General features: G+C 65.0%; 27 protein-coding genes and 1 tRNA gene. 14 read left to right on the top strand and 14 right to left on the bottom strand.

Translation table 11 applies throughout. From position 1 onward, the window contains the following. Nucleotides 1-21 precede the first annotated feature (21 nt). The 4 genes from ACLM42_RS01530 to cbiB are packed head-to-tail and all read left to right on the top strand — an operon-like array spanning nucleotide 22 to nucleotide 3,431. The gene (locus ACLM42_RS01530) at nucleotides 22-699 is read left to right on the top strand and encodes an ATP-dependent Clp protease proteolytic subunit (RefSeq protein WP_247911650.1); all 678 of its coding nucleotides are present in this window, start codon (nucleotides 22-24) and stop codon (nucleotides 697-699) included. A 36-nt stretch (nucleotides 700-735) separates the two neighbouring features. Next, complete coding sequence (locus ACLM42_RS01525) at nucleotides 736-1,338, top strand: ATP-dependent Clp protease proteolytic subunit (protein ID WP_247911651.1); 603 nt, start codon at nucleotides 736-738, stop codon at nucleotides 1,336-1,338. 60 nt (nucleotides 1,339-1,398) lie between these two features. Next, nucleotides 1,399-2,394, top strand: a complete 996-nt coding sequence (gene ilvC, locus ACLM42_RS01520; RefSeq protein ID WP_415399511.1) for a ketol-acid reductoisomerase — start codon at nucleotides 1,399-1,401, stop codon at nucleotides 2,392-2,394. 26 nt (nucleotides 2,395-2,420) lie between these two features. Next, nucleotides 2,421-3,431, top strand: a complete 1,011-nt coding sequence (gene cbiB / locus ACLM42_RS01515; protein WP_415399510.1) for an adenosylcobinamide-phosphate synthase CbiB — start codon at nucleotides 2,421-2,423, stop codon at nucleotides 3,429-3,431. Here the strand turns inward: cbiB and ACLM42_RS01510 are convergent. Then, on the bottom strand, nucleotides 3,405-4,088 hold the full coding sequence (locus tag ACLM42_RS01510) for a sugar transferase (RefSeq protein ID WP_247911653.1): 684 nt from the start codon (nucleotides 4,086-4,088) through the stop codon (nucleotides 3,405-3,407). The two genes, cbiB and ACLM42_RS01510, sit on opposite strands and share 27 nt — an antisense overlap. A 76-nt stretch (nucleotides 4,089-4,164) precedes the next feature. Further along, the gene (locus ACLM42_RS01505) at nucleotides 4,165-5,361 is read right to left on the bottom strand and encodes a glycosyltransferase (RefSeq protein ID WP_415399509.1); all 1,197 of its coding nucleotides are present in this window, start codon (nucleotides 5,359-5,361) and stop codon (nucleotides 4,165-4,167) included. A 115-nt stretch (nucleotides 5,362-5,476) separates the two neighbouring features. On the opposite strand from ACLM42_RS01505, the gene ACLM42_RS01500 reads away from it, so the two are divergent. Continuing rightward, the gene (locus ACLM42_RS01500) at nucleotides 5,477-5,719 is read left to right on the top strand and encodes a hypothetical protein (RefSeq protein ID WP_185186007.1); all 243 of its coding nucleotides are present in this window, start codon (nucleotides 5,477-5,479) and stop codon (nucleotides 5,717-5,719) included. A 10-nt stretch (nucleotides 5,720-5,729) separates the two neighbouring features. On the opposite strand, the gene ACLM42_RS01495 is transcribed toward ACLM42_RS01500, so the two are convergent. The 5 genes from ACLM42_RS01495 to ACLM42_RS01475 form a co-directional block, all read right to left on the bottom strand. After that, nucleotides 5,730-5,814, bottom strand: a tRNA-Ser gene (locus tag ACLM42_RS01495). 36 nt (nucleotides 5,815-5,850) lie between these two features. Next, nucleotides 5,851-7,827: a ComEC/Rec2 family competence protein gene (locus tag ACLM42_RS01490; protein ID WP_415399508.1), complete on the bottom strand. Its 1,977-nt coding sequence runs from the start codon at nucleotides 7,825-7,827 to the stop codon at nucleotides 5,851-5,853. Nucleotides 7,828-7,865: 38 nt separating this feature from the next. Continuing rightward, a complete protein-coding gene (glyQ, locus tag ACLM42_RS01485; protein ID WP_415399507.1) occupies nucleotides 7,866-8,753 on the bottom strand; it encodes a glycine--tRNA ligase subunit alpha in 888 nt (295 codons plus the stop codon). 38 nt (nucleotides 8,754-8,791) lie between these two features. Further along, the gene (locus ACLM42_RS01480; RefSeq protein ID WP_415399506.1) at nucleotides 8,792-9,736 is read right to left on the bottom strand and encodes a kinase; all 945 of its coding nucleotides are present in this window, start codon (nucleotides 9,734-9,736) and stop codon (nucleotides 8,792-8,794) included. Then, on the bottom strand, nucleotides 9,733-9,981 hold the full coding sequence (locus tag ACLM42_RS01475) for a hypothetical protein (RefSeq protein ID WP_247911667.1): 249 nt from the start codon (nucleotides 9,979-9,981) through the stop codon (nucleotides 9,733-9,735). The genes ACLM42_RS01480 and ACLM42_RS01475 overlap by 4 nt, the downstream gene beginning before the upstream one ends. 117 nt (nucleotides 9,982-10,098) lie before the next feature. Between ACLM42_RS01475 and ACLM42_RS01470 the strand changes: the two genes are divergently transcribed. Further along, complete coding sequence (locus ACLM42_RS01470) at nucleotides 10,099-11,709, top strand: iron uptake porin (RefSeq protein WP_415399505.1); 1,611 nt, start codon at nucleotides 10,099-10,101, stop codon at nucleotides 11,707-11,709. A gap of 3 nt (nucleotides 11,710-11,712) precedes the next feature. Here ACLM42_RS01470 and ubiE read toward each other — a convergent pair whose 3' ends face one another. The 3 genes from ubiE to hisF are packed head-to-tail and all read right to left on the bottom strand — an operon-like array spanning nucleotide 11,713 to nucleotide 13,579. Continuing rightward, a complete protein-coding gene (gene ubiE / locus ACLM42_RS01465) occupies nucleotides 11,713-12,447 on the bottom strand; it encodes a bifunctional demethylmenaquinone methyltransferase/2-methoxy-6-polyprenyl-1,4-benzoquinol methylase UbiE (protein ID WP_247911669.1) in 735 nt (244 codons plus the stop codon). Then, a complete protein-coding gene (locus ACLM42_RS01460) occupies nucleotides 12,431-12,748 on the bottom strand; it encodes a hypothetical protein (RefSeq protein WP_247911670.1) in 318 nt (105 codons plus the stop codon). Before ACLM42_RS01460 ends, ubiE begins: the two co-directional genes overlap by 17 nt. 39 nt (nucleotides 12,749-12,787) lie before the next feature. Further along, nucleotides 12,788-13,579: an imidazole glycerol phosphate synthase subunit HisF gene (hisF, locus tag ACLM42_RS01455; protein ID WP_247911671.1), complete on the bottom strand. Its 792-nt coding sequence runs from the start codon at nucleotides 13,577-13,579 to the stop codon at nucleotides 12,788-12,790. A 53-nt stretch (nucleotides 13,580-13,632) separates the two neighbouring features. Here hisF and ACLM42_RS01450 point away from each other — a divergent pair, with 53 nt between their 5' ends. The 3 genes from ACLM42_RS01450 to ACLM42_RS01440 all read left to right on the top strand — a co-directional run bounded on the left by ACLM42_RS01450 (nucleotide 13,633) and on the right by ACLM42_RS01440 (nucleotide 16,927). After that, on the top strand, nucleotides 13,633-13,845 hold the full coding sequence (locus ACLM42_RS01450; RefSeq protein WP_415399504.1) for a DUF2862 domain-containing protein: 213 nt from the start codon (nucleotides 13,633-13,635) through the stop codon (nucleotides 13,843-13,845). A 71-nt stretch (nucleotides 13,846-13,916) separates the two neighbouring features. Further along, entirely contained in the window at nucleotides 13,917-14,840 is a 924-nt protein-coding gene (gene chlG / locus ACLM42_RS01445; protein WP_247911967.1) for a chlorophyll synthase ChlG, read from the top strand. Further along, nucleotides 14,837-16,927 carry a transglycosylase domain-containing protein gene (locus ACLM42_RS01440; protein ID WP_415399503.1) on the top strand — a complete coding sequence of 697 codons (2,091 nt, stop codon included), beginning with the start codon at nucleotides 14,837-14,839 and terminating at the stop codon, nucleotides 16,925-16,927. Before chlG ends, ACLM42_RS01440 begins: the two co-directional genes overlap by 4 nt. Here ACLM42_RS01440 and ACLM42_RS01435 read toward each other — a convergent pair. Together ACLM42_RS01435 and ACLM42_RS01430 are read right to left on the bottom strand one after the other, a co-directional pair. Continuing rightward, nucleotides 16,924-18,249 (bottom strand): 16S rRNA (cytosine(967)-C(5))-methyltransferase, encoded by a 1,326-nt coding sequence (locus ACLM42_RS01435; protein ID WP_415399502.1) that lies wholly within the window; start codon nucleotides 18,247-18,249, stop codon nucleotides 16,924-16,926. The two genes, ACLM42_RS01440 and ACLM42_RS01435, sit on opposite strands and share 4 nt — an antisense overlap. Then, nucleotides 18,246-18,578, bottom strand: coding sequence for an MGMT family protein (locus ACLM42_RS01430; protein ID WP_247911674.1), 333 nt, complete (start codon nucleotides 18,576-18,578; stop codon nucleotides 18,246-18,248). The genes ACLM42_RS01435 and ACLM42_RS01430 overlap by 4 nt, the downstream gene beginning before the upstream one ends. Nucleotides 18,579-18,628: 50 nt before the next feature. On the opposite strand from ACLM42_RS01430, the gene trmH reads away from it, so the two are divergent. The 3 genes from trmH (at nucleotide 18,629) to ACLM42_RS01415 (ending at nucleotide 20,062) form a co-directional block, all read left to right on the top strand. Further along, nucleotides 18,629-19,324 carry a tRNA (guanosine(18)-2'-O)-methyltransferase TrmH gene (gene trmH / locus ACLM42_RS01425; RefSeq protein ID WP_415399501.1) on the top strand — a complete coding sequence of 232 codons (696 nt, stop codon included), beginning with the start codon at nucleotides 18,629-18,631 and terminating at the stop codon, nucleotides 19,322-19,324. Between the two features lie 64 nt (nucleotides 19,325-19,388). Continuing rightward, nucleotides 19,389-19,628: a CopG family transcriptional regulator gene (locus tag ACLM42_RS01420; protein ID WP_247911675.1), complete on the top strand. Its 240-nt coding sequence runs from the start codon at nucleotides 19,389-19,391 to the stop codon at nucleotides 19,626-19,628. Next, nucleotides 19,628-20,062, top strand: a complete 435-nt coding sequence (locus ACLM42_RS01415) for a TA system VapC family ribonuclease toxin (protein ID WP_247911676.1) — start codon at nucleotides 19,628-19,630, stop codon at nucleotides 20,060-20,062. The genes ACLM42_RS01420 and ACLM42_RS01415 overlap by 1 nt, the downstream gene beginning before the upstream one ends. Nucleotides 20,063-20,065: 3 nt before the next feature. Here the strand turns inward: ACLM42_RS01415 and ACLM42_RS01410 are convergent, their stop codons facing one another. Continuing rightward, nucleotides 20,066-20,890 (bottom strand): ABC transporter permease, encoded by an 825-nt coding sequence (locus ACLM42_RS01410; protein WP_371820712.1) that lies wholly within the window; start codon nucleotides 20,888-20,890, stop codon nucleotides 20,066-20,068. A 95-nt stretch (nucleotides 20,891-20,985) separates the two neighbouring features. On the opposite strand from ACLM42_RS01410, the gene ACLM42_RS01405 reads away from it, so the two are divergent. Together ACLM42_RS01405 and ACLM42_RS01400 are read left to right on the top strand one after the other, a co-directional pair. Continuing rightward, entirely contained in the window at nucleotides 20,986-21,699 is a 714-nt protein-coding gene (locus ACLM42_RS01405; RefSeq protein ID WP_415399500.1) for a response regulator transcription factor, read from the top strand. Further along, on the top strand, nucleotides 21,696-22,049 hold the full coding sequence (locus tag ACLM42_RS01400; RefSeq protein WP_415399499.1) for a response regulator: 354 nt from the start codon (nucleotides 21,696-21,698) through the stop codon (nucleotides 22,047-22,049). Before ACLM42_RS01405 ends, ACLM42_RS01400 begins: the two co-directional genes overlap by 4 nt. Here the strand turns inward: ACLM42_RS01400 and ACLM42_RS01395 are convergent. Further along, entirely contained in the window at nucleotides 22,036-23,505 is a 1,470-nt protein-coding gene (locus ACLM42_RS01395) for a sensor histidine kinase (RefSeq protein WP_415399498.1), read from the bottom strand. The two genes, ACLM42_RS01400 and ACLM42_RS01395, sit on opposite strands and share 14 nt — an antisense overlap. Nucleotides 23,506-23,605 lie beyond the last annotated feature (100 nt).

Raw genomic sequence — 23,605 nt, 5'->3', positions numbered from 1 at the left:
ATGCCAGCAGTGGATCCGCGGATGTCGGTGTCAGCCCCCTACTACGGCGATTCGGCCGTGATGCGCACCCCACCGCCCGACCTTCCCTCCCTTTTGCTGAAGGAGCGGATCGTCTACTTGGGTTTGCCCCTCTTCAGTGATGACGATGCCAAGCGTCAGATGGGCATCGACGTCACCGAGCTGATCATTGCCCAGCTCCTTTATCTGGAGTTCGACAACCCCGAGAAGCCGATTTTCTTCTACATCAACTCCACGGGCACCAGCTGGTACTCGGGCGATGCCATCGGCTTTGAAACCGAGGCCTTCGCCATCGCCGACACGATCCGCTACGTGAAGCCCCCGGTGCACACCATCTGCATCGGTCAGGCCATGGGCACCGCCGCGATGATCCTCAGCGCAGGCACCAAGGGCCATCGGGCTGCCCTGCCCCACGCCTCGATCGTGCTCCACCAGCCCCGCAGCGGTGCACGCGGCCAAGCCAGCGACATCCAAATCCGGGCCCAGGAGGTGCTGCACAACAAGCGCACCATGCTCGAGATGCTCGCGGCCAACACCGGCAAGAGCACCGAAGAACTCTCCAAGGCCTCCGATCGGATGACCTACCTGACCGCCGAGCAAGCGGTGGACTTCGGGCTGATTGACCGGGTCCTGACAAGCCAAAAAGACCTGCCCTCACCCGTGCCAGGCGGCATCGGCTGATCCCTCTTTCCCCGTCCTTCACTCACCCGACCAGCCATGCCCATCGGTACCCCGAGCGTTCCTTACCGCCTCCCCGGCAGCCAATACGAGCGTTGGGTTGACATCTACACGCGCCTTGGCGTCGAGCGGATCCTCTTCCTCGGCTCTGAGGTCAACGACGCCATTGCCAACAGCTTGGTGGCACAAATGCTGTACCTCGACTCCGAGGACAACAGCAAGCCGATCTACCTGTACATCAATTCGCCCGGTGGCTCGGTGACCGCGGGTCTGGCGATCTACGACACGATCCAATACATCAAGAGTGACGTGGTGACCATCTGCGTGGGCCTGGCGGCCTCGATGGGCGCCTTCCTGCTGGGTGCCGGCACCAAGGGCAAGCGCCTGGCTCTGCCCCACAGCCGGATCATGATTCACCAACCCCTGGGCGGCACGAGCCAGCGCCAGGCCAGTGACATCGAGATCGAGGCCCGCGAGATCCTGCGCATGAAGGACATGCTCAACAACAACATGGCGGGCATGACGGGCCAACCGGTCGAGAAGATCGAGAAGGACACCGACCGGGACTACTTCATGAGCGCCGAGGAGGCCATGAACTACGGCCTGATCGACCGGGTGATCGCCCACCCCAACGAAGCCTGAGGGAGCTGACCGGCGCTTTCGTAAGCTCGATCCTTGCTTAGCGCTGAACCGAAGCCCCTGATGGCCAAGCTGTACTACGACACCGATGCCGACCTCAGCCTGCTGAACGGCAAAACGGTGGCCATCATTGGCTACGGCTCCCAAGGCCACGCCCACGCCCTGAACCTCAAAGACAGCGGTGTGAACGTGGTGGTGGGCCTCTACGAAGGCAGCCGCTCCGCCGAGAAGGCCAAGGCCGATGGCCTGGAAGTCGTGAGCGTCAGCGACGCCTCCGCCAAGGCGGACTGGATCATGGTGCTGCTGCCCGATGAGACCCAGAAGGCCGTCTACGACGCCGAAATCGCGCCCCACCTCAGCGCCGGCAAAGTGCTGAGCTTTGCCCACGGCTTCAACGTCCGCTTCGAGCTGATCAAGCCCCCCGCTGACGTCGACGTCGTGATGATCGCCCCCAAGGGCCCCGGTCACACCGTCCGTTGGGAGTACCAGAACGGCCAGGGTGTCCCTGCTCTGTTCGCCATCCACCAGGACGCGTCCGGCAACGCCCGTGGCCTGGCCATGGCCTACGCCAAAGGCATCGGCGGCACCCGCGCCGGCATCCTGGAGACCAACTTCAAGGAAGAGACCGAGACCGACCTCTTCGGTGAGCAGGCCGTGCTCTGCGGCGGCCTCTCCGAGCTGGTCAAGGCGGGCTTTGAGACCCTCGTGGAAGCGGGCTACCAGCCCGAGCTGGCCTACTTCGAGTGCCTGCACGAGGTGAAGCTGATCGTTGACCTGATGGTCAAGGGCGGCCTGACCGCCATGCGTGACTCCATCTCCAACACCGCCGAGTACGGCGACTACGTCAGCGGTCCCCGCCTGATCACCGCCGAGACCAAGGCCGAAATGAAGCGCATCCTGGGCGACATCCAGGACGGCACCTTCGCCCGCAACTTCGTGGCCGAATGCGAAGCCGGCAAGCCTGAAATGAAGAAGATCCGCGAGCGCGACAGCCAGCACCCGATCGAGAAAGTCGGCAAGGGCCTGCGTTCGATGTTCTCCTGGCTGAAGGCCGCCTGATTCAGGTCTTGTTGCTTCCAGTCGGGGTGGATTCCTTCTCGGGGATCCACCCCTTTTTATTGGTCCTGGCTGCGGCCGGACTCGATCGCTGGATCGGGGACCCGCGCTGGTGCCTGCACCCGGTCGTGGTCATGGGCTGGTGGATCACCCAACTTCGGAGCTTCGCGGAGCGCTGGTTCAGCCACTCCCCCCTCGGCCTGCGGCTAGCGGGCTGCTGCATCACCCTGCTACTGGTGCTGGGCAGCGGCGGCTGCGGTTGGTGGCTTGAGCAACGCAGCCATGATCTGCCCTGGGTTCTGGGTTGGCCTCTGCTTCTGGTCGCCTTGGCCAGTGCCCTGGCCGGAAGGAGCCTGGAGCAGGCGGTTCAGGCCGTCCTGGAGGCCCTGAAAAACGAGACCGAGCTCGGGCCTGCGCGCCAGGCGTTGAGCTGGATCGTCGGCCGAGACACCCAGGACTTGAGCCGCCAAGAGATCCTGCGGGCCGCCGCGGAGACCGCCAGCGAGAACGCTGTTGATGGTCTGTTCGCTCCGCTGTTCTGGATGCTGATCGGAGCGGCGCTCTGGCCATACGGCGGGCCGGGTCCTTTGGCCCTGGCCTGGGGATTCAAAGCCGCGAGCACCCTCGATTCCATGCTCGGCTACCGCCGCGGAACCCTGCGTTGGCTCGGGACCGCCGGGGCCAGGCTCGATGATCTGCTGGTCTGGTTGCCCTGCCGGCTCGTGACCGTCAGCCTGCCCCTGGCGCAGCCGAGTACCGCCCGACGGGCCCTGCCCCTGGCGCGGCGGGCCCTGCTGGAGGGCAAGCCCGACCCCTCACCCAACGCTGGGGTCTCCCAGGCGATCTATGCCCAGTGCCTGGGGATTCAACTGGGGGGCGTCAATCGCTACGGCGACCAGAGCACCTGCAAACCGCTGCTGGCTGCCGGGGCTCAGGCTCCCGAGCCAGCCGATGTCGAACGCCTCCTCGCTTTAAGTCGCCGTCTTGAGGGCCTCTGGCTGCTGGTGGCCCTCTTAGTAGGCGCCGCGGTCCATCGGTAGGAGGACCACACCAATCGTGCGCAGGACGATGCCCAGGTCGAGCCAGAAGTTGCGGTTGCGCGCGTAGAAGAGATCGAGCTTGACCCGGGTCTCGTAGGGCAGGTTGTTGCGGCCGGAGACCTGCCAGAGGCCGGTCAATCCAGGGCGAACCGCCAGGACTTCATCCATGGTGCGGCCGTAGCGCTCCAGTTCATCCCAGACGATCGGGCGGGGACCCACCACGCTCATCTCGCCCTTGAGGACATTGATGAATTGAGGAAGCTCATCGAGGCTGGAGCGGCGCAGGAAACGGCCGATCGGCGTGATCCGCGGGTCATTTTTGAGCTTGAAGTCCCGCTCGAATTCAGCCCGCAGGACCGGATCGGAGGCCAAGACCGCCGCCAAGACACGATCAGCGTCCTTGCGCATCGTGCGGAACTTCAGGCAGCCAAAGCCCCTGTAGCCGCGGCCGATGCGGCGCTGGCAATAGAAGACCGATCCCTTGGAGCTGAGCTTGACCACCAGGGCCAGCAGCAACAGCAGCGGGGAGCCCAGGATCAGCACCAACAGCGAAAAGCTGATGTCACCGACGCGTTTGACGATGCGTCCGCGCTTGGATTGAGCCCTCAGCCAAGAGCTGGCCGTGGATTCAGCGGGAATCGAGTCAACAGCGGACAAACGGCGAAGCGGTTGGTCAGTTTCCAGTTGTCATTAAAGAAGTCAAGTGTTCGCAGCGAAACCCCGTTGCAGTCACTCAAGCCATAGGCACAGGCAGGGCTCGGCTGCGCTCCTGGCGAGCCCGTTGATGCCGGTTCCAGCTGTGCTCAATCACCGCCTCCATGCGAGCGCGGAAGCGAAGGGGACTGAAGCCCTCCGCCCATTGCCTGAGCCGTTCGGCAGGGAGTTGCTGCCAAAGCCGCTGCTGCTCAAAGCACTCCAGTGCCGCCACCAGAGAGGCCACCTGCTGATCCGGGAAGAGCAGGCCGGTGGGCTGGCGATCGCCCCGTTGGATGCAGCGGACGGTGTCCAGCAAGCCACCCTGCCCTAAAGCAATCACCGGAGCCCCCGCCGCCATGGCCTCCACCGGGGCAATGCCGAAGTCCTCGAGCCCGGCGTAGACGTAGGCGCGGCAACGGCTCAACCAGTTATTGACATCGTCCTGGGGAAGGCGACCGAGCAGGCGGACATTGGGCCCGGCCATGGCCTGCAGGCGAGCACGCTCGGGGCCGTCTCCAATCACCACCAAGGGAAGACCGGTGCGGTTGAAGGCCTCCACCACAAGATCCACCCGCTTGTAGGGGACCAGCCTGCAGAGACAGAGGTAGATGTCATCGCGGGGCTGATCCCAGCGGAAGCGGTCCACCTCAACCGGGGGGTGAACGACGGTGGACTCACGGCCCCAATAGCGGCGGATACGCGAGGCGGTGAAGCGGGAGTTGGCCAACAACTGATCCGGGCGCTGACCACTCAGGACATCCCATTGGCGCAGTTGATGCAGCTGCGCACGAATCAGGGGGCCCAGCCCGCGCCGTGCCAGGGCTGACTGGCGCAGGTAGGCGTGCATCTGATCCCAGGCGTAGCGCACGGGAGTGTGGACGTAGCTCAGATGGCATTGGTCCGGGCCGGTCAGGACGCCTTTGGCCACCAGGTGGCTGCTGCTGAGAACCAGGGGGTAGCCCGTCAGATCCAACTGCTCGATCGCCATGGGCAGCAGCGGCAGGTACTGCTGGACATGGCTCACGCCAAAGGGCAGGCGCTGGACAAAGGAGCTGGTGATCGAGCGACCCTGCAGCCAGCTGCCGCGGCGACCGCTCTCCCCATCCACCAGGGCAAAGAGCTGGGGCTGCTGCAGCAGGGCATCCAACTCCTGGACCACCAGTTCCGAGCCCCCCACCGACCGGGGGGTGAACCACTCGTGCACCAGGGCGATCGGCCCGATTCCAGCAAGCATGGGCCGCAGCCTAAGGGCGTTCTCTTGAAGTTTGATTGCCCATCAGTCACGAAACCTGTCAGCTGATTGCCGTCAGAGAGCGAACTCTGAATGCTGAGAGGACTGTTCCTGAGCCATGGCCATCCGCGAGCTGCTGGAAGACGAGCTAAAGACTCCCTCCATTGGCACAACCGATTGCTTTAGCTGGCACGCCACCTCGGTTGGCATTGCGGCGCTCTGGACTGCCGGTCAAGCGCCGACTCCACCGCCCTACGACAACGCCCTCAAAGAAGGGCTCGAGGTCGGACTCGATCTCAGCCGGGAAGAACGGGAATTTCACCAGGTCAGCCAAGGGCTGGTCCTGGTCTTCCACAGCTGATCAAAAGCAACGGAGAGGGTGGGATTCGAACCCACGGAAGGTTGCCCTTCAAACGATTTCGAGTCGTTCGCTTTCGACCACTCAGCCACCTCTCCAGGCGACTGGGCCAGTGTACGGATCAAGCAGCCAGCTCAGCTCTGGTGCCATCCGCTGGTGGAACCGGCAGTGGGCCACCAGGCCTGAAGGCCGCGTAAGGCCTGCACCTCCCGGGCGCTGGGAACAAACCCCAACCAGACCGAGCCGCCGCCGCGGCCCTGCCGCAGCCAGCTCCACCAGGCCTGCCGATCGGGAAGCACCAACCAACGCTGTCGCCCTGCCCTGAAGGACAGGCCCTGGCTATCGGAACTGATGCGACTCACCGAGAGCCCTGGGCTGTGCAGCTGTTGCCCAGGCCAGAGGCGATCGACCGTGGTGTGGGCCAAGCGCGACCAACAGGGATTGGGCTCTTGAGGAAGTGGATCAAGCAAGAGCAGCCAATCGAAGCGCGGAACCCCCAGCCCCTGGGCCAGTTGCTGAGCGCGGCGGCAACTGCTGGGGTCGGCCTTCAGGCTCACCAGACCCGCCCGGCCCTGGTGGCGGACGACCAGCCATTGGCGCGGAGCCTGGCGAACCAGCAGCAGTTGGTCCCGGCTCTGCTGCCAGCAGCGCAGGCCAACCGACAGGGGAAGCAGTGGCAGCGCCAGCAGACGCCAACGGCGACCGGCCGGAAGCAACCAGGGCAGCAGCCCCGCCAGCAGAAGCAACACCAGGAGCACCCCTAGCTGTCCGATCGGCAACTGGGCCATCGGCAAGCGGGCCATCAGTTGCACCAAAGCCAGCAACAGCTGTGCCATCGGCACCATCAGCGCACCCAGCAACCCGAGTAGGGGTGGCATCAGCACCGCAGTCAGGGCCATCGCCATCGCCCCCAAGGTCAGCGGTGTCAGCAACGGAGCCGCCAGGACATTGGCCAGGACCGCGTAACTGGGCACCACGCCGAAATGCAGCAGCTGCAACGGCAGGGTCCAGAGCGAAGCGGCCAGAGGGACCGCCATCGCGGCAGCCGCCCAACGGGGGAGCCACCTGCGCAGTCGCTCCTCCAGGGGACCGGCCGAGAGGATCAGGCCAGCCGTGGCGGCCGCACTCAGCTGAAAGCCCACATCCAGAAGCCAGCTCGGCCGCAACACCAACATCAGCAGCAGGCAGAGCAAGAGCGTGAACAGCGGACGAGCGCGGCGACCGCTCTCCTTCAGGACAAACGCCATCGCCCCCATCAACAGAGCGCGAACCACGGAGGCCTGACCGCCCGCCAGCAGTCCAAACAACCCCATCGCACCGAAGGCCGCCGGCCAACGGATCAAGGCAGGAGCGCGGCGAGTCACCAGCAGCACGGCGCCCAGCAGCACGCTCAGATGAAACCCACTAGCCGCCAGGGCATGGGAGAGGCCCGCCGCCCGGAAGGATTCCTTCAGGCTCGCGGGCAGCGGCACCATCGCTTGCCCCAACACCAAAGCCGCCAGCAGCCCGCCGGGTTCCTCCCCACCAACCCGCCGCAGCTCCGTAGCAATCCAGCGGCGACCATCCGCCATCAGCGTGGGCGGGCGGGCGATCAGCTGCCAACGCTCAACCCGCAGTTCACTCCAGACCCCTTTGCCCGCGAGCCGTTCCGCCGCCCCAGGCAGCAGCGGGTGCGGTCCGCCGCTCAGCCGCCTCAGTCGGCCCTCCAGTTGCAAACGCCAGCCCTGCTGCAACTCTTGGCAGGAGCGAAAGCGCAGACGAACCCGCCCCTGCGGAAGTTCGGCCAAGGCCTGACAGGACGCACCCATTCCTCGCGGGTCCTGCAGCAGCCGCGCCTCCACCTGGACCTGCTGCGACTGCTGGTGGGGCGGAATCCGCTGAACCGGATCAGTCGCTGAGGGCTGGGGCCGTCCCATCCAGCCCCAACCACCCAGCAACAGCAGAGCCAGCAGCCAGGCCAATAGCTGGGAGAGGGACCAGCGTTGACGGCGAGCCCAGCCGCACTGCAGCAGACCCAACACCACCGCCAAGGCCAGCCGAGACGCCAGCAACAGCGGCAGGACTCCAAGGGACAGGGCCACCAAGGCCCCGCCCAAGAGCAGCAATGGCAAACCTCACCCCAGTCCGGCTGGAGTGAGCGTTCCCTTCGTTAGGCCGCGACCGCCGCCTCTTTCTTAAGCAGCGGGAAGCCCAGGGCTTCGCGCTCCTCCAGCCAGGCCTCGGCGACTTGGCGGGCGAGGTTGCGGATCCGGCCGATCGTCGCGGTGCGTTCCGTCACCGAGATCACGCCGCGGGCCTCCAGCAGGTTGAAGGTGTGGCTGCACTTCAGCACGAAGTCCAGGGCCGGAGCGGGCAGCTTCTTGGCCACCAGATCCGCGGCCTCGGCCTCATAGATCGCGAACAGCTGCTTGAGGCGCTCCGGGTTGGAGGCCTCGAAGTTGTAGGTGCACTGACCCTTCTCAAACGGCAACCAGATGTCGCCGTAGGAGCGGTTGCCATCCCAGGAGAGATCCCAGATGCTCTCCACGTCCTGGAGGTACATCGCGAGGCGCTCCAGGCCATAGGTGATCTCGATCGAGACCGGCCGGCAATCGATGCCTCCACACTGCTGGAAGTAGGTGAACTGGGTCACCTCCATGCCATCCAGCCAGACCTCCCAGCCCACACCCCAGGCGCCGAGGGTGGGGGACTCCCAGTTGTCCTCGACGAAGCGAATGTCGTGGTCCTTGGCGCGGATGCCCAGGGCCTCCAGCGAGGCCAAATAGGTCTCCTGAATGGCATCCGGGCTGGGCTTAATCAGCACCTGGTACTGGAAGTAGTGCTGGGCCCGGTTCGGGTTATCGCCATAGCGGCCATCGGTGGGCCGGCGGCAGGGCTCGGGGTAGGCCACCGCCCAAGGCTCCGGTCCGATGGCGCGGAGCACCGTATGGGGGCTCATCGTCCCGGCACCCTTCTCCGTGTCATAGGGCTGAAGGATCAGGCAACCCCGCTCAGCCCAGAAGCGGTTCAGGGTCTGGATAATGTCCTGGAAATGCACGGATGCTCTGGACTGGGTTCGTCGTGCGGGGATTCTCGCTAACCGCCCGCCAGCCGAACTTCCTCCACCTGCCGCTGGGCATTGACCCGCAGCACGACATCGGCGGATCGCCCCGACACCAGCGCCGACTCCGGGATGCAGACCTGAAGACTGCGCGTCATGGTTTCAAGCTCGTGCTCAGCCAGCCCAGACCCCGTCTGTTGCTGCTGACTCAGGTTCTGCTGGCGCTTCCAGCCCGTCACCGTGGAGAGCGTGGTCGGGCTCAGCTGCCAGAGACCGTCCAGCTGCCGCCAGACCTCTTGATAGGGAAGAACGTTCCGTTGAATGACGGGCCTGTAGGCCAATTCCGCGTGGGTCAAGGGAGTCAAATCAGCGCTCTCCTCCCCATGACGGGCCGCTGCCCAAGGACCGGCTCCAACAAACCAGCCCTCCAGGATCAACAGATCGGCTTTGAGCAGCCGAGTACCCGCGCGATCGCCCCGGCCCTGCCGCAGCGCCTTGTCAAAAACAGGGGCCTCACAAGACCCCTCGCTGCGCCATTGCCGCAGGCAGCGCAGCATGAGCTCCACATCGTGGCTACCAGGAATGCCCCGGGGTGCCCGCCAAGGGTTGCCGTCCATTGCCGCATCCAGCGCCTGGCCTTCGAAATAGAAGTCATCGAGGGACACCACCTCAACGGCCATGCCCAAGGAGGCCGCTGCCGCCTTGGCCCAGGCGCAGAGGGTGGATTTACCGCAGCCCGGCATCGCCGCCAAACCCAGCAATGAGCGTCCTTGGAACTGCTGCAGTTGATCCAGCAGGGGCAAGCCCACCGACGCCATCCAGGTGAAGTCGACCCCAACGGGCCAGGCCTCGCGGGCAAGAGACAGTCCATCGATGGCCGCCCAGCGCGCCACCCAATCGGCCAGGGAGGCGTAGCCCAAGGCGCCAACCAACACCTCAAAACCAGCGATCTCCCGGCAGCGCTCCAGGGGCGAGCTCAAGGGGTGGGCTTCACCAAGGCACCGCCATTGCAGAACCGGGCCGACCAGGCCTTCTGCTCCTCAAGGCTCAGGTTGGGGTGGTTCCGCTGGTACCACTCCAGGGAGGTGTTGAAGCACTTGTTCCATCGCACCGACTGACCGCCAATCGCCCCGAGCGATAGGGCGATCGAGACCGAGCTGGCCGTGGCGATGAGGGCCAACACCGGGAAGAGGTGAGCGTTGATCGCGTCCCGCGTTCTGCTCATGAATCCCGAGAGCCTTCTTGCAGAACAAAGACTAGTGATTTTTGAAACATGAACATGTTCAGAACGAAAACGAACTGATCAATCAGGAGGCAGAATCTCCCGAGCTTTCAGACCTGGATGCCCGGTCCCCCACGGCTACGTGCGCTCCTGTTGGGGAGCGTCTTTGGGACCGGGCTGAGCGTGAGCCAACCCGCTCCCGCGGCAGAACTCGAGCAGGTCAGCACGATCAGCCAGTTCTTAGATGTTCAGCCGAGTGACTGGGCCTATCAATCGCTCAGCAACCTGATCGAGCGTTATGGCTGCGTGGCCGGCTACCCCAACAGCAGCTTTGACGGAAACCGAGCGGTGAGCCGCTACGAGGCAGCAGCCCTACTGAACGCCTGCCTCGATCGGGTCACGGAGGTGACCGACGCGCTCAAACGCCTCACCCAGGAATTCGCGCGGGAACTGGCCGTGTTGCGGGGCCGGGTCGATGCCCTCGACGCCAAGGTGGGCGTGCTCGAGGCCCTGCAGTTCTCCACGACCACCAAGCTCTCGGGCCTAGCGGTCTTCGTAGTGGGCGGGAACCAGTTCTATGGAACGGCCCAAAACAGAACCGTGAACGGGTGTCCCGACATCAGCGATGTCGAAGAGAGCGACCCGCAATTTCTGCAGTACGGGGTGGAGCAAGCCAAACGCTGCTTTGGCGCCGCCACCTTCAACTACGAACTCGAGCTCTTCTCCGACACCAGCTTCAGCGGCAAGGACCTGCTGCGCCTAGTGCTGCGGACGGGCAACTTCACGCTGGCCAGCAACAGCTTCGGCGGCCCCTTCCCCGCACCCACCAACCTCTCCCAGTTGGAGATTGCTTTTCAAGAAATCGGCAAGCCCAACGAGGTCTCGATCGATCGGCTCTTCTATCAATTCCCTGCCGGCGATTTCACCGTCTCCATCGGCGGCCGCGTCGGTCAGGAAGACATGCTGGCGATCTGGCCGAGCGTCTACCCCAGACAAACGGTCCTCGATGTCACCACCTTGAACGGTGCGCCTGAGGCCTACAACAAAAACCTCGGCACCGGAGCGGGCCTCTGGTGGCAGAAGGCTGGCTTCGCCGTCAGCGCCAACTACGTCGCGGACCGCGGCGGCCTCGGCAGCCCAGGCGTCGGCGGGATCGCCACCTCAGGCTCCGGCGGCACGGGAACCGTCCAGCTCGGCTACAGCCACGATCGTTTTGGCCTAGCGGGGATCTACTCCCAAATCCAGAACCAAACCCCCTGGATTGGCTACGGCACCAACTTCCTGACCGGCAGCCAACTCCAGAATCCCGGCACCACGGCGGCCTACGGCCTGAGCGGCTACTGGGTCCCGGCAGACGACGGCTGGGTCCCCTCGCTGAGCGCGGGCTTCGGCATCAATACCACGACCTACGAGGCCGGGGTAGAGAGCGATGGGCTTGCCAAAAACAGCCGCTCCTGGAACCTCGGCCTGAATTGGAGCAATGCCCTGGTGAAGGGCAACAGCGCCGGCATGGCAGTCGGTCAGGCCACCTACGCCACCAGCCTCTATGGCGACCGGGGTGCCAACGACGCCAACTACGTCTGGGAGTGGTGGTACTCCATCCAGGTCAGCGACAACCTCGCGGTGACCCCAGCGCTCTTCTATCTGAGCCGGCCCCAGGGGGCGAACACACCGGCCGGCGAGAGATTCGATCAGCTGGGGGCCCTGGTCAAAACCACCTTCCGCTTCTGATCCCTAGGCAATCAACTGCAGCAGCCCCATCTGCCCGCCCGCCAGCAGCTGATGCTGGGCCTGGCTGAAGCCCGCCTCCCGAGCCAACTCCTCTTGCTGGGGCCCAGTCGGGAATCGCGCCAGGCTGTCCTCTAGGTAGGCGTACTGAGCCTCCAGGCCTGCCCGCTTGGCCAGGGGTACGACCAACTGACGCAAGTAAAAGCGCTGGAACTGGGCCGTCAGCCCCTGGGGGTCGAGGGCCCGGTTGAAATCAAGAACAGCGGCCCGCCCGCCGGGACGGAGCAAGCGCCGCAATTCCTGCAGCCCCGCCGCGGGATCGGCCAGATTGCGTAGGCCGTAGGCCATGACTGCACCATCCGCCCAGCCATCGGCCAGCTCCGTGGCCTGGGCATCGGCCTGACGAAATTCCAGCGGCAACCAGGGGCAGCGGGAGGCCCGCCGGCGCGCCTGCTCCAAGGGGGCTGCTGCGGCGTCGAGACCCAAAACCAACCCAGCGGGCCTGACCTTCTCAGCCAGAAGGAGCGCCAGATCGCCCGTTCCGCAACACAGGTCCAGCAGCCTCTGCCCTGGTACCGGTTGGAGCCAAGCCACGGCTTGCCTTTTCCACAAACGATGGAGACCCAGGCTGAGGAGATCGTTCAACCGGTCGTATTCCGGCGCAATCCGATCGAACAGCTGACGAACCGCCTCGGGATTCCCTGGCGGAATCGAGGCAGAGGGCTCAGGGCTCGGCGGCATCCCAAGGCAACGAGATCGAATCGAGACTGACACCCGCTGCCACCATCTCGGACTGGTCGGACTCCAAAGCCGTGAAATAGCCCTGGGCCTCCAGTCGTTCAGCGCTGGTGAAGGTCATCACCATCACGGTGGCCAAACCAATGGCTGCTGAGCAGACCATGCATCCGGCCAGCATCAAGGAGAACTCCTTGCGATCGCTGGCCGCCTGCATCAATTGCAAAGCCCAGGCGACCATCACGATCACGACAAGGACAACGGACCCTGCCAGCACTGGAGAGTGGCTCTGATCGAGGGCCAGCACTGGTTAAACGACACTATCTGAGCGAATTGTAACGGCGGGTTAAGCGGCGCGCGACCCCCTCTCAAGCGGGCGGATGTTCAGGCCACGCCCCAACAAATCAGCTTTGATTTGCTCGACCGTCAGCACGCCGTCATGCAGCAAGGACGCCAGCAAGGCCGCTGAGGCATGGCCTCCAGAGGCTGAGGAATCCAGGGCCTGGGCGATGTGGTCAATGCAACCGGCCCCGCCGCTGGCGATCACCGGTACATCCACGGCATCGGAGACCGCCCGGGTGAGGTTCAGCTCATAGCCCGCCTGGGTTCCATCCCCATCCATCGAGGTCAGCAGGATCTCCCCAGCGCCCAGCGCCACCACACGCTGCGCCCACTCGACCGCATCCAGACCTGTGTTCTCACGGCCCCCTTTGACGTACACGTCCCAGCCCCCTTCTCGGCGACGGGCATCAATCGCCACGACAATGCACTGACAACCAAAGCGTTCGGCCCCGCGGGCCACCAGCTCGGGATCACGGACCGCCGATGAATTGAGGCTCACCTTGTCGGCCCCAGCCCGCAGCAATTCCGTGATGCCCTCAACAGAACTGATCCCACCACCCACGGTGAACGGGATCGTGACCGCCTCGGCGGTGCGACGAACCAGATCCACCAGGGTGGCTCGCCCCTGGTGACTGGCGGCGATGTCGAGAAAGACCAATTCATCGGCCCCAGAAGCGCTGTAGCGACAAGCCAACTCCACGGGATCGCCGGCATCGCGCAAGCCAACGAAGTTCACCCCCTTCACCACCCGGCCATCGGCCACATCCAGGCAGGGAATGATCCGTTTGGCGACCATGGAGGAAGGTTTGCAGCGGGTTAGCCTGACGCCACTTTTTCGTCGCGCCGGACATGTCCCAGGCTGCCATCACCGTCGGCTCGAAGGTGCGGGTCACCCGGGTGCGCGATCGCATCCCCGCCGACCTGGTTTCCGCCCTCCAAAACGATGCCACCGGCACCGTTAAGGACTTCAAGGTCACCGATGGCAAAGGCATCGGTGTGGTGGTTGAGCTGAGCAACGGAACCACCACCTGGTTCTTCGACGACGAGATCACCGCCGCATAAATCCACCGTTCGTGAGCGACTCCCCCAACCCCACCGCTGCCACTGGTGGCGGTGCCCGGCAGCTTCTGGGCATGAAAGGTGCCAGCGGCACCACCAATATCTGGAAGATCCGTCTTCAGCTGATGAAGCCGGTCACCTGGATTCCTTTGATCTGGGGGGTTCTCTGCGGAGCAGCGGCCTCAGGGAACTTCCACTGGACCTTCCCTGAGGTCGGAGCCTCCATTGCCTGCATGGTGATGAGTGGCCCCTTGCTGGCTGGGTTCACCCAGACCATCAACGACTACTACGACCGCGAAATCGACGCGATCAACGAGCCCTACCGGCCCATCCCCTCAGGGGCGATTCCCCTCTGGCAGGTCAAGGCTCAGATCTGGGTCCTGCTGCTGGCCGGCCTTGGTGTGGCCTACGGCCTGGACCTCTGGGCAGGCCACGACACCCCGGTGCTGTTCCTGCTCGCCCTGGGTGGTTCGTTTGTCAGCTACATCTATTCCGCCCCCCCGCTCAAGCTCAAGCAAAACGGCTGGCTGGGGAACTACGCCCTGGGCGCCAGCTACATCGCCCTGCCCTGGTGGGCCGGCCAGGCACTCTTCGGTCACCTGACCTGGACCACCGCGATCTTGACCCTGGCCTATTCCCTGGCCGGTCTCGGCATTGCCGTGGTCAATGACTTCAAGAGCGTCGAAGGCGATCGCGCCCTGGGCCTCCAGTCCCTCCCAGTGGCCTTTGGCATCGAGAAAGCCAGCTGGATCAGCGCCGGAATGATTGATGTCTTCCAGCTGGCGATGGTGGCGGTTCTGATCGCCATCGGCCAACATTTCGCTGCCGTCCTCCTGGTGCTGTTGATCGTCCCCCAGATCACCTTCCAGGACATCTGGCTGCTGCGCGATCCCGTGGCCTTCGACGTGAAGTATCAAGCCAGCGCCCAGCCCTTTCTGGTCCTCGGCATGCTGGTCACGGCTCTGGCAATCGGGCACAGCGACCTGGTGGTGATGTGAAGCACAGGCGCCGGCGGCAGCTGATCTCAGCCGGTCTCGTTGGAGCTGGTGCTGGTCTGGCTGTGGGGCTGACCCAGGCGGTCGTGACCCGCGGCGTCGACAGCCTGCTGCCGAATGTTCGCGGCGTCAGCAGCTACAACCGCCCCGGCACCCTGACCTTGCTGGCCAGCGATGGCCAGGTCATCCAGAAGCTGGGCCCCGCCACCCGGGAGAAGCTGGTCACCGGCCAAATGCCCCTGCTGGTTCAGCGCGCCTTCATCGCCGCAGAGGACCGGCGCTTCTACGAGCACGACGGCATCGATCCGATCGGGATCGGCCGGGCGATGGTGCGCAACATCTCCAGCGGCTCTGTCGAAGAAGGCGCCAGCACGATCACGCAACAGCTGGCCCGCACGGTCTTCCTGAGCCAGGACCGAACGATCATCCGCAAGCTCAAGGAGGCCCTGCTCGCCGGAAAGCTCGAGCGCCAACTGAGCAAGGAGCAGATCCTTCAGCAGTACCTCAACTACGTCTATCTCGGCGCTGGGGCCTATGGGGTTTCCGATGCGGCCTGGATCTACTTCTCAAAAACCCCATCCGAGCTAAACCTGCCGGAGGCGGCGCTGATTGCAGGCTTACCGCCAGCCCCCTCGGTCTACTCACCGCTAGTCAATCCCGATCTAGCCCTGCAGCGCCGGGCGATTGTGCTGCGCCGGATGCGCGAAGCGGGCTTCATTGACGACCTGCAGTTCGCCAGCGCCAATGGCTCACCGCTGCTACTGAAGCCGGCCGAGCCCAAGTACTTCACCAGCCGCGCGCCGTACTTCACCAGTTGGGTCGCCCAGGAACTGCCCAACCTCCTTTCGAAGGAACAACTGGAAGTGGGCGGCCTGACGATTCGCACCAGCTTGAACATCGACTGGCAGGAGAAGGCCCAGAACACCATCAACCGCCACACCCCAGGGGCGATGGAAGGAGCAGTGGTTTCGATGGAACCCGGGACCGGGTTGGTCCGCTCAATGGTGGGCGGCAAGAACTTCAACGACAGTCAGTTCAACCGGGCCTCCCAAGCGCTGCGCTCCCCTGGTTCCACCTTCAAGTTGTTCGTCTATCTCTCGGCCCTCAAGGAGGGCATGAAGCCAGAGGACAAGATCACGGACCGCAAGGTCTGCTACGGCGGCTACTGCCCAAAAAACTTCAAGGACAAGTACTTCGGCACCGTCCCGCTCTGGATGGCACTGCAGAACTCACTCAACACCGTGTCGGTGAGCCTGCTCAAACAGGTGGGCTTCGACAAGGTGATCGCCACCGCCAACAGCCTGGGGATCACCAAAGGGCTGGGCCGCTTCTACCCGCTTGGGGTGGGCGCCACCGAGCAGACCGTGCTGGATATGACGGCGGCCTATGCGGGGGTCTTCAACCGCGGGGTGTACATCAAACCCACCCCGTTTGAGGAAATCCTGGGCCCAGGCGGAGAACTGCTCTGGAGCCGCCGGGTCAACGGTGATCCAGGCAAACGCGTAGTGCCAAGTGACATTGCCGACGCGATGCTCTGGATGCTGCAGAAGGTTGTCAGCGGCGGCACGGGCTATGGGGCGGTTCCACCCGGTCGACCTGCTGCTGGCAAAACGGGCACCTCTGAAGGGGGCCGTGACCTCTGGTTCATCGGCGGCGTACCCCAGCTGGTTACCGGCCTCTGGTTGGGCTACGACAACAACAAGGAGACCAAGAGCACCAGCTCCCGCGCTGTGGTGGCCTGGTCGCAATACATGGCACCGATCCTCAAAGAACTGCCGGTGGAGCAGTTCCCGCCGAAGCCCGTGCTGAAGGGCAAGTTCAACCCACTCAAGGCCCTCACCAAAAACCTCAAGTTGGTGAAACCCGAGGAGGAGGAGACCACGGTGGAGGAGACCACTGAGGAGACCACGGCTCCGTCCGGTCCAAGCCAACCCGGCCTGAACACGCCGGCTCCGGCTCGTCCAGCGAAGCGCCAGGACCCCTGCGGCAGCATGCAGACCAACCCCCGCTACGTCGACTGCCGCTTCGATCTGCTGGATCGCCGCCGCAGCGCGCCCAAACCTGCCGCCCCGGCCCCGCCAGCCCCTTAAACCAAGGCAATCCGCGCCGCGAAGAAACCATCCCCAGCTCCGGCCAGTTGCCCAGGCCAGAGCTGCCAGCTCTGCTCGAGTCGCAGCTGGGGGTGAGCCCCAAGGAACGTCTCCAGTAAGGCGCCGTTCTCCTCGGGATGGACCGTGCAGGTGGCATAGACCAGGCGACCACCGGGCTTGAGCAGGGGAAGCAATCCCTCCAGCAGCTGCCGCTGCAGCGTGACCAGACCCGCAATGGCCGCCGGGTCAATCCGCCAGCGGGCATCGGCATGGCGCGCCAGGGTGCCAAGCCCCGAGCAGGGGGCGTCAATTAAGAGGGCATCGAATTGAGCGACGAGCTCCGGCGCCTCCGCGGCCAAGGCCAAGGCATCCCCGTGGCGGGTCTCAATGCAACCCAAGCCCAGGCGCTCGCTGTTGCGGGCGACCCGGCGCAGGCGCGCCTCACCGCGATCGAGGGCCAGCACCTGCCCCTGATCCCCCATCAGTTCCGCCAGGTGCGTGCTCTTGCCCCCCGGAGCAGCGCAGGCATCAAGAATCCGCTCACCCGGCGTGGGATCAAGCAACGGCGCAATCCGCTGAGCCGATCGATCCTGGACACACCAGTGGCCCTCGTCGTAGCCAGGCAGATGGCGCAGATCCCCGGAGCGGCCCTTGATGGTCAGGCCCGCAGGCAGGCCTTCGATCGGCTCGGCGACCACCCCTGCGGCGGCGAGGGCCGCCTGGACTGCGTCGGGGGTGGCGCGCAGGAGATTGATCCGCAGGTCCAAAGCCGGAGGCGTATTGCAGGCCACAGCGAAGGCCTCCGCCTGCTCGGGGGTTTGCCACTGCAAGAGCCCTTCAGCAAGCCAGTCCGGCATGGACTGGCGGATCGCCAGGGCAGCCGCGGGATCTCCAGGTAGAGGCAGGGTTTCGCCAGCCTCCTGGCGCCGCAGGAAGGCCCGCAGCATTCCATTGACCACCGGGGCCAGTCGGCTCAAGCCACCGCGCTTGGCCAACTCCACCGTGGTGCTGACCGCCGCTGAGGCGGGGATGCGGTCACTGCTCAGCAGCTGATAAAGCCCCAGGTGCAAGAGCCAGCGCAACTTCGGGGGCTGGCGGTCAGCAGGGACCTTCCCGAGTTGATCCAGCCAGGCATCCAGCAAGCGCCGCTGACGAATCGCCCCATAGGCCAACTCCGTGGCCAAGCCTCGGTCCGGTCCGGAGAGCTCCGTGCGCCCCAGCTCCCGCTCGAGGGCCCCATCGGCGTAGGCACCGGCAGCCACCGCCTGCAACACCTGCCATGCCACCTGACGGGAGGCCAATCCTGGAGGAGTGCTGGTCATCCTCCACAACTAGCGCCCGGCGACCAGCGGTACTGGGCCAAGGGAAGCCGGCCCTCGGGGTCGACGGGGATGCCCTCGGCGATCAGCAGATCCCGCTGCATCCAGTCAGAGCCCTCGCGGCTGAGGCTCAAGGAGATGCAGCCCTTGGCATTCACCACCCGCTGCCAGGGGATCTCGGAGGGCAGGGGCAGACGGCGCAGGGCCCAGCCCACCTGGCGGGCACAGCCATAGGCCCCGATCAGCTCGGCGATTTGGCCGTAGGTGGCCAGCCGCCCCGGGGGGATTTTGGCCACGGTCTGCCAGACCCGCTCATCAAAGCTCCGGTCCATGGGCTGCGAACGGCCATCAGACACGATGGATGTTGGCCCCTGCCTCGCCGATGCCGCTGCTACCCCGCCGCTTTGAGCGCCTCCAGTCGGTGCTGAACCACCGGATGGGCGATCTGACGGTGGTGATGGAGCAGGTGGACAAGCCCCACAACCTCTCGGCGATCCTGCGCACCTGCGACGCGGTCGGGGTGCTCGAGGCCCATGTGGTGAGCCTGCCCGGGCGGCCGCGGACCTTCAACAACACCGCCAAGGGCAGCCAGAAATGGGTGCCGCTGCAGCCGCACCCGAGCATCGAGGGCTGCCTGCAGGGGCTCAAGGACCAAGGCTTCCGGATCTACGGGACCCACCTGAGCGTCGACGCGGTGGACTACCGCGACTGCGACTTCACCGGTCCCAGCTGCTTTCTGATGGGGGCGGAGAAGTGGGGCATGAGCGATGAGGCCCTGGCCCTGGTGGATCAGCCGCTTTTCATCCCGATGACCGGGATGGTCCAGAGCCTGAACGTCAGCGTCGCCGCAGCCACCCTGCTCTTTGAAGCCCTGCGCCAACGGGAGCGGGCCGGCAAGGTCCCCAGCGCCGGCGAGGGCATCCCGGGGGGCGCGGACGCCTACCAGCGAATCCTCTTTGAGTGGGCCTACCCCCAGGTGGCGGACTGGTGCCGCCGCGAGGGGCGCCCCTACCCGGCCCTGACCGAGGAGGGCGAAATCGCCGAGGACCTCCCCCGCACCCTGAAGCTGCGCTACTGAGACAGCAGCGGGAACGCTGAGAGCAGTTCCCCATACAGTTGTGATGCTTGATGCAGAGCATCAGATGCGTACGACCTTGTCCCTCGACGACGACGTCCTTGCGGCAGCCAAGGTGCTGGCGCGACAACGCAAGCAACCGATTGGCAGCGTGATCAGCGACCTCGCTCGCGAAGGATTAGCGCAGGCCAATCGGAAGAACCAGGAGACCCCAAAGGCCAGGCGCAATGGCCTGGCGCTGCTTCCCCGACGCGCAGATGGATCCCCTGTGGACTTGGAGCTAGTGAACAGCCTGCGGGAGGACTAATGGCGAAAGCGACAGCCCTCCTGGACGTCAATGTTCTGATTGCCCTTCTCGATCCGCAACACGTTCACCACGAGCTCTGCCATGGCTGGTTCGCGAGCCGGGGCGATGCCCCCTGGGCCAGTTGCGCCATCACCCAAAACGCTGTGCTGCGGATCCTTGGCAATCCGCGCTATCCCAACTCCCCAGGTCCGCCGGCCAGCGTGGCGCCCCACCTCGACAGCCTGGTGGGACATCCCAACCATCAATTCTGGGAAAGCAATCCGAGCTTGCTCGGCCAACCGTTCATCGAACGTTCCGCGTTGGTCGATCACGCGCAGATCACAGATCTCTACCTGCTTGCACTGGCCAAGCATCACGGCGGAACACTGGCCACCCTCGATCAACGCATCCAGGTCAAGAAAGGAGAGCAAGGGTTGGAGCTGATTCGCCCCTAACCCCTACTGCTCCGAGCGGAGGTTGTTGCTGCTACCGCTCAGCCAACTCTCAAGCCCCTCCCCAAGGAACGAGAGCCCAAGCACGAGAACAAACATCGCCACCCCGGGGTAGAGGGCCGTCCACCAGACCCCGGTGGGCAGGGCATTGAGGGCCTGCTGCAGATCACTGCCCCACTCCGGCACGGTCTCGGGAAGCCCTAGGCCGAGGAAGCCCAGGCCACCGAGCACGAGCACGGCGTCGGCCGCGTTCAGGGTCAGCAGGACCGGCACCGAGGTGATGACATTGCGGAAGAGGTAGCGGCGCAGGATCCACCAGGGACTGGCCCCCAGGGAGCGGGCCGCTTCCACGTAGAGCTCAGCCTTGACCTGGGCGGTCTGGTTGCGGACCACCCGGAAGTACTGCGGGATGTAGACGACGCAGAGGGCCGCAGCGGCATTGGGCAGGCCCTTGCCCAGCAGGAAGGCCAGCACCACCGACAACAGCAGGACGGGCAGGGTGTAAAGCGTGTCCATGAGCAGCACCAGGACCCGATCCAGCCAGCCGCCGAGGTAGCCGCTGACCATCCCCAGAGGCACCCCAATCACCAGGGCCGAGACCAGGGCCACCACCACGACCTGCAGGGCCACGCCGCTTCCCGCCAGGGTGCGGCTGCAGACATCGCGGCCGAGGCGATCCGTGCCGCACCAGTGCTGCCAGGACGGCGGCGCATAGATCGGGTTCTCCAACCCGCCATTCACCTCGGGCAGCAAACCCAGGTGAATGAACAGCGGCGTCAGCACCGCCACCAGGGCGTAAACCAGGACGATCACCACACCCCAGCGGGCCATCCGGGCCGCGAGGCTGCGGGGGCGCCAGGCGAGAAGGCGCGATGCCGCAGATGTGGGTAAGACAGGAGGAGTCATTGCGGCACACCATGCCACCGATGGCCCCTGGCAGCCAAGCCACCCGACTGCTGCTTGCGGACGACGATCCCAAGCTGCGGCAGTTCCTGGAGCTCGAGCTCGCGGAGGAGGGTTACACGGTGCAGAGCGCCGCCACCGGCATGGATGCCCTCCTGGCGATTCGCCAGGACGCGCCGGAGCTGGTGATCCTCGATTGGATGCTGCCGGACCTCAGCGGCGTCGAGGTCTGCCAGCGGCTGCGCTCCACAGGATTGGGGGTACCGGTGCTGATGCTTACCGGCCGTGATGCCGTGGCCGATCGGGTCGAGGCCCTCGATGCCGGGGCGGATGACTACCTGGTGAAGCCGTTCTCGATCGAAGAGCTCCTGGCGCGGCTGCGGGCCCTGGCCCGGCGCGGGACGAGCAGCGAGCCCGGCCTGCTGCAGATCGACGACCTGGTGCTGAACACCGCCAGCCATGAGGTCAGCCGAGGCGGTGCCGCGATCCACCTGAGCCTGACGGAATTCAGCCTGCTGCGGGAGCTAATGCGCGAACCGGGGCGGGTGCAGAGCCGCGAGCAGCTGCTCCACAGCGTCTGGGGCGAAGGCTTCGTCGGCGACAGCAATGTCCTGGATGTCTACGTGCGCTACCTGCGCCGCAAACTCGAGCCGGAGGGTCAACCCACCTTGATCCAGACGGTCCGCGGCGTGGGCTTCCTGCTCAAACCAGGGGCCCCAAAGATCGTGGCGCCATGACCCAACTGGTGGCGGTGGTCGACGACGACCCGCGTATCCGCGAACTCCTGGCCTGCGAGCTGGAGGACCTGGGAGCCGAGGTGTTGCGATGCCGCGAGGGGGGCGAGCTGCTGGCAGCCGGCCGGCTGGATCAAGTGGAGCTGGTGCTGCTGGATTGGGTGATGCCCGGGCTGGATGGCGAGGCCACCTTGCGGGCCCTCAAAGGCCAAGCCTTCCAGGCGCCCGTGGTGGTCGTCACTGCCCTATCGGATCCGCGGGTCAGCGAGACCGCCCAGCGGGAAGGGGCGGCCGCGACGCTGCTGAAAACCGAGGCGATCGATCAGCTGCCGCAGCTGCTCAACCGGCGCTGAACCAGCGACGGAGGGACTCATTGCGGCTCGGGCGCGGCTCGCTCGAAGCAGTCAGCACGGCGGGTAGGCGCAGCTGGAAATCAGCCCCACCGGCGGGCGCATCCACCACCGCGACGCTTCCGCCCATCCGCTCCATCAGGGTCTTGACCACCGCCAATCCGATGCCATGGCCTGAGACTTCACCTGTGGTGCTGCCGCGGCGGAAGCGCTCAAAGATCTGCTGCCGCTCCTCGGCGGGAATCCCGGGTCCGTGGTCAATCACATGCAAAACGACGACCTCGGCATCACTGCTGAGACACAGCTCAATCGGCGAAGCCGGAGGGCTGTATTTGCTGGCGTTCTCCACCAGGTTGGTCAGGCACTGGCTGAGGCGTTCGGGGTCCGCCGAGACCGAGGCATAGACCGCAGGAGCTGGGAGAAGGCGCAGCCGGCCGTCGCTACTGGATTGGAGACGAATGAAGAGATCGGAGAGGACGGTGCACGGATCGAGCTGACGGCACTCAAGTTGCAACCGGCCGGCGTCATCGCGAGCGATCTCAAGCAGGTCATTCACCAAGCGGCCCATGGCCTCGGATTCATCCGCGACAAGCTGCAGCTGCTCTTGATCGGCCGTGGAGAGCTGATCGCGGTGTCGCAGAAGCCGGCGGCTGTAGCCGGAGATCAGGGTGATCGGAGTCCGCAGCTCGTGGGAGACACCATTGACGAAGGTGCGCTGGTGCTCCCAAGCCTCCGAAAGGCGATCCAGCAGGTCGTTAAAGGCGTTGCCGATCGGCCTGAGCTCCTGGGGCTGACCAGTCAGGGAAAGGCGATCGCTACTGAGGGAACTGCTTGTCATTCCCTTCAGCGAGACACTGAACCGCTCGAGCGGCAGCAAGCCGCGGTGGATCACCAGACGGAGCAGCGCTGAGGTGAACAAGGCCGACATGCCAGCGACAGCAATCAGCAGCAGATGAAGTTGCTCCTCTTGGGCGTGCTGCAGGGTGAAGTCCTGGACAAAGCGCAGTTCGTAGGGCTGCCCCGCCAAGCGAATGGGGATGGCGGAGGTGAAGTAAAAACGACCACCCAGCTGAAATTCGTGGGGTTTGGAGCTCAGCTGCAACTCCTGAGCCGCAGCATCGATCAAAGGGTGGGCAGCGCTGTAGTCATCAAAGAGTGGACCCACCGGAAGGAGCAGGGGCGGGCTCTTTGCGGCTTGGGGCTGAAGCCAAACCATCCAGAGCATTAAAGTCGGGGTCGCCAACCCACTGAGGAGTTCCTGCAGCTCCGCAGGGGTATCGACATCTGCTGGCGCCTGGCGCTCAAGAACCTCCCGGGTGGCTTGCGCATGGGCGACATGGCGGTCATAGCGCAGGCGTCCTGAGAGCTCGCGATTCACACCGAGCAGGACGACGTAGCCAGCCAAAACAGCCAGCAAGCTGGTGGCCTGAAGGTGACGGCGAATGGAGGAGGCAGGCATGGACTGCGCGGCAGCCTCTGGGCCCAGACCCTAAACAGGGCCGAGGATCTGCGCCACTCAGGAAACTCTCAGACAAACCCCAGACAATTGTTCTGGCCGC

The organism is Synechococcus sp. W4D4, from assembly GCF_047716805.1.
Classification (GTDB): domain Bacteria; phylum Cyanobacteriota; class Cyanobacteriia; order PCC-6307; family Cyanobiaceae; genus Vulcanococcus.
This window is presented reverse-complemented; position numbering and strand designations above follow the sequence as displayed.

What these genes read in the sequence shown, in the direction of transcription:
- chlG (WP_247911967.1), top strand. Translation starts at nt 13,917, where the DNA reads ATGAAAGGTGCCAGCGGCACCACCAATATCTGGAAGATCCGTCTTCAG.
- ACLM42_RS01435 (WP_415399502.1), bottom strand. Translation starts at nt 18,249, where the DNA reads ATGACCAGCACTCCTCCAGGATTGGCCTCCCGTCAGGTGGCATGGCAG.
- ACLM42_RS01475 (WP_247911667.1), bottom strand. Translation starts at nt 9,981, where the DNA reads ATGAGCAGAACGCGGGACGCGATCAACGCTCACCTCTTCCCGGTGTTG.
- ACLM42_RS01505 (WP_415399509.1), bottom strand. Translation starts at nt 5,361, where the DNA reads ATGCTTGCTGGAATCGGGCCGATCGCCCTGGTGCACGAGTGGTTCACC.
- ACLM42_RS01450 (WP_415399504.1), top strand. Translation starts at nt 13,633, where the DNA reads ATGTCCCAGGCTGCCATCACCGTCGGCTCGAAGGTGCGGGTCACCCGG.
- ACLM42_RS01405 (WP_415399500.1), top strand. Translation starts at nt 20,986, where the DNA reads ATGGCCCCTGGCAGCCAAGCCACCCGACTGCTGCTTGCGGACGACGAT.
- ACLM42_RS01430 (WP_247911674.1), bottom strand. Translation starts at nt 18,578, where the DNA reads ATGGACCGGAGCTTTGATGAGCGGGTCTGGCAGACCGTGGCCAAAATC.
- ubiE (WP_247911669.1), bottom strand. Translation starts at nt 12,447, where the DNA reads ATGCCGCCGAGCCCTGAGCCCTCTGCCTCGATTCCGCCAGGGAATCCC.
- ACLM42_RS01530 (WP_247911650.1), top strand. Translation starts at nt 22, where the DNA reads ATGTCGGTGTCAGCCCCCTACTACGGCGATTCGGCCGTGATGCGCACC.
- ilvC (WP_415399511.1), top strand. Translation starts at nt 1,399, where the DNA reads ATGGCCAAGCTGTACTACGACACCGATGCCGACCTCAGCCTGCTGAAC.
- ACLM42_RS01500 (WP_185186007.1), top strand. Translation starts at nt 5,477, where the DNA reads ATGGCCATCCGCGAGCTGCTGGAAGACGAGCTAAAGACTCCCTCCATT.
- ACLM42_RS01470 (WP_415399505.1), top strand. Translation starts at nt 10,099, where the DNA reads ATGCCCGGTCCCCCACGGCTACGTGCGCTCCTGTTGGGGAGCGTCTTT.
- ACLM42_RS01420 (WP_247911675.1), top strand. Translation starts at nt 19,389, where the DNA reads ATGCGTACGACCTTGTCCCTCGACGACGACGTCCTTGCGGCAGCCAAG.
- ACLM42_RS01525 (WP_247911651.1), top strand. Translation starts at nt 736, where the DNA reads ATGCCCATCGGTACCCCGAGCGTTCCTTACCGCCTCCCCGGCAGCCAA.
- ACLM42_RS01400 (WP_415399499.1), top strand. Translation starts at nt 21,696, where the DNA reads ATGACCCAACTGGTGGCGGTGGTCGACGACGACCCGCGTATCCGCGAA.
- hisF (WP_247911671.1), bottom strand. Translation starts at nt 13,579, where the DNA reads ATGGTCGCCAAACGGATCATTCCCTGCCTGGATGTGGCCGATGGCCGG.
- trmH (WP_415399501.1), top strand. Translation starts at nt 18,629, where the DNA reads ATGCCGCTGCTACCCCGCCGCTTTGAGCGCCTCCAGTCGGTGCTGAAC.
- ACLM42_RS01410 (WP_371820712.1), bottom strand. Translation starts at nt 20,890, where the DNA reads ATGGCCCGCTGGGGTGTGGTGATCGTCCTGGTTTACGCCCTGGTGGCG.
- ACLM42_RS01395 (WP_415399498.1), bottom strand. Translation starts at nt 23,505, where the DNA reads ATGCCTGCCTCCTCCATTCGCCGTCACCTTCAGGCCACCAGCTTGCTG.
- ACLM42_RS01415 (WP_247911676.1), top strand. Translation starts at nt 19,628, where the DNA reads ATGGCGAAAGCGACAGCCCTCCTGGACGTCAATGTTCTGATTGCCCTT.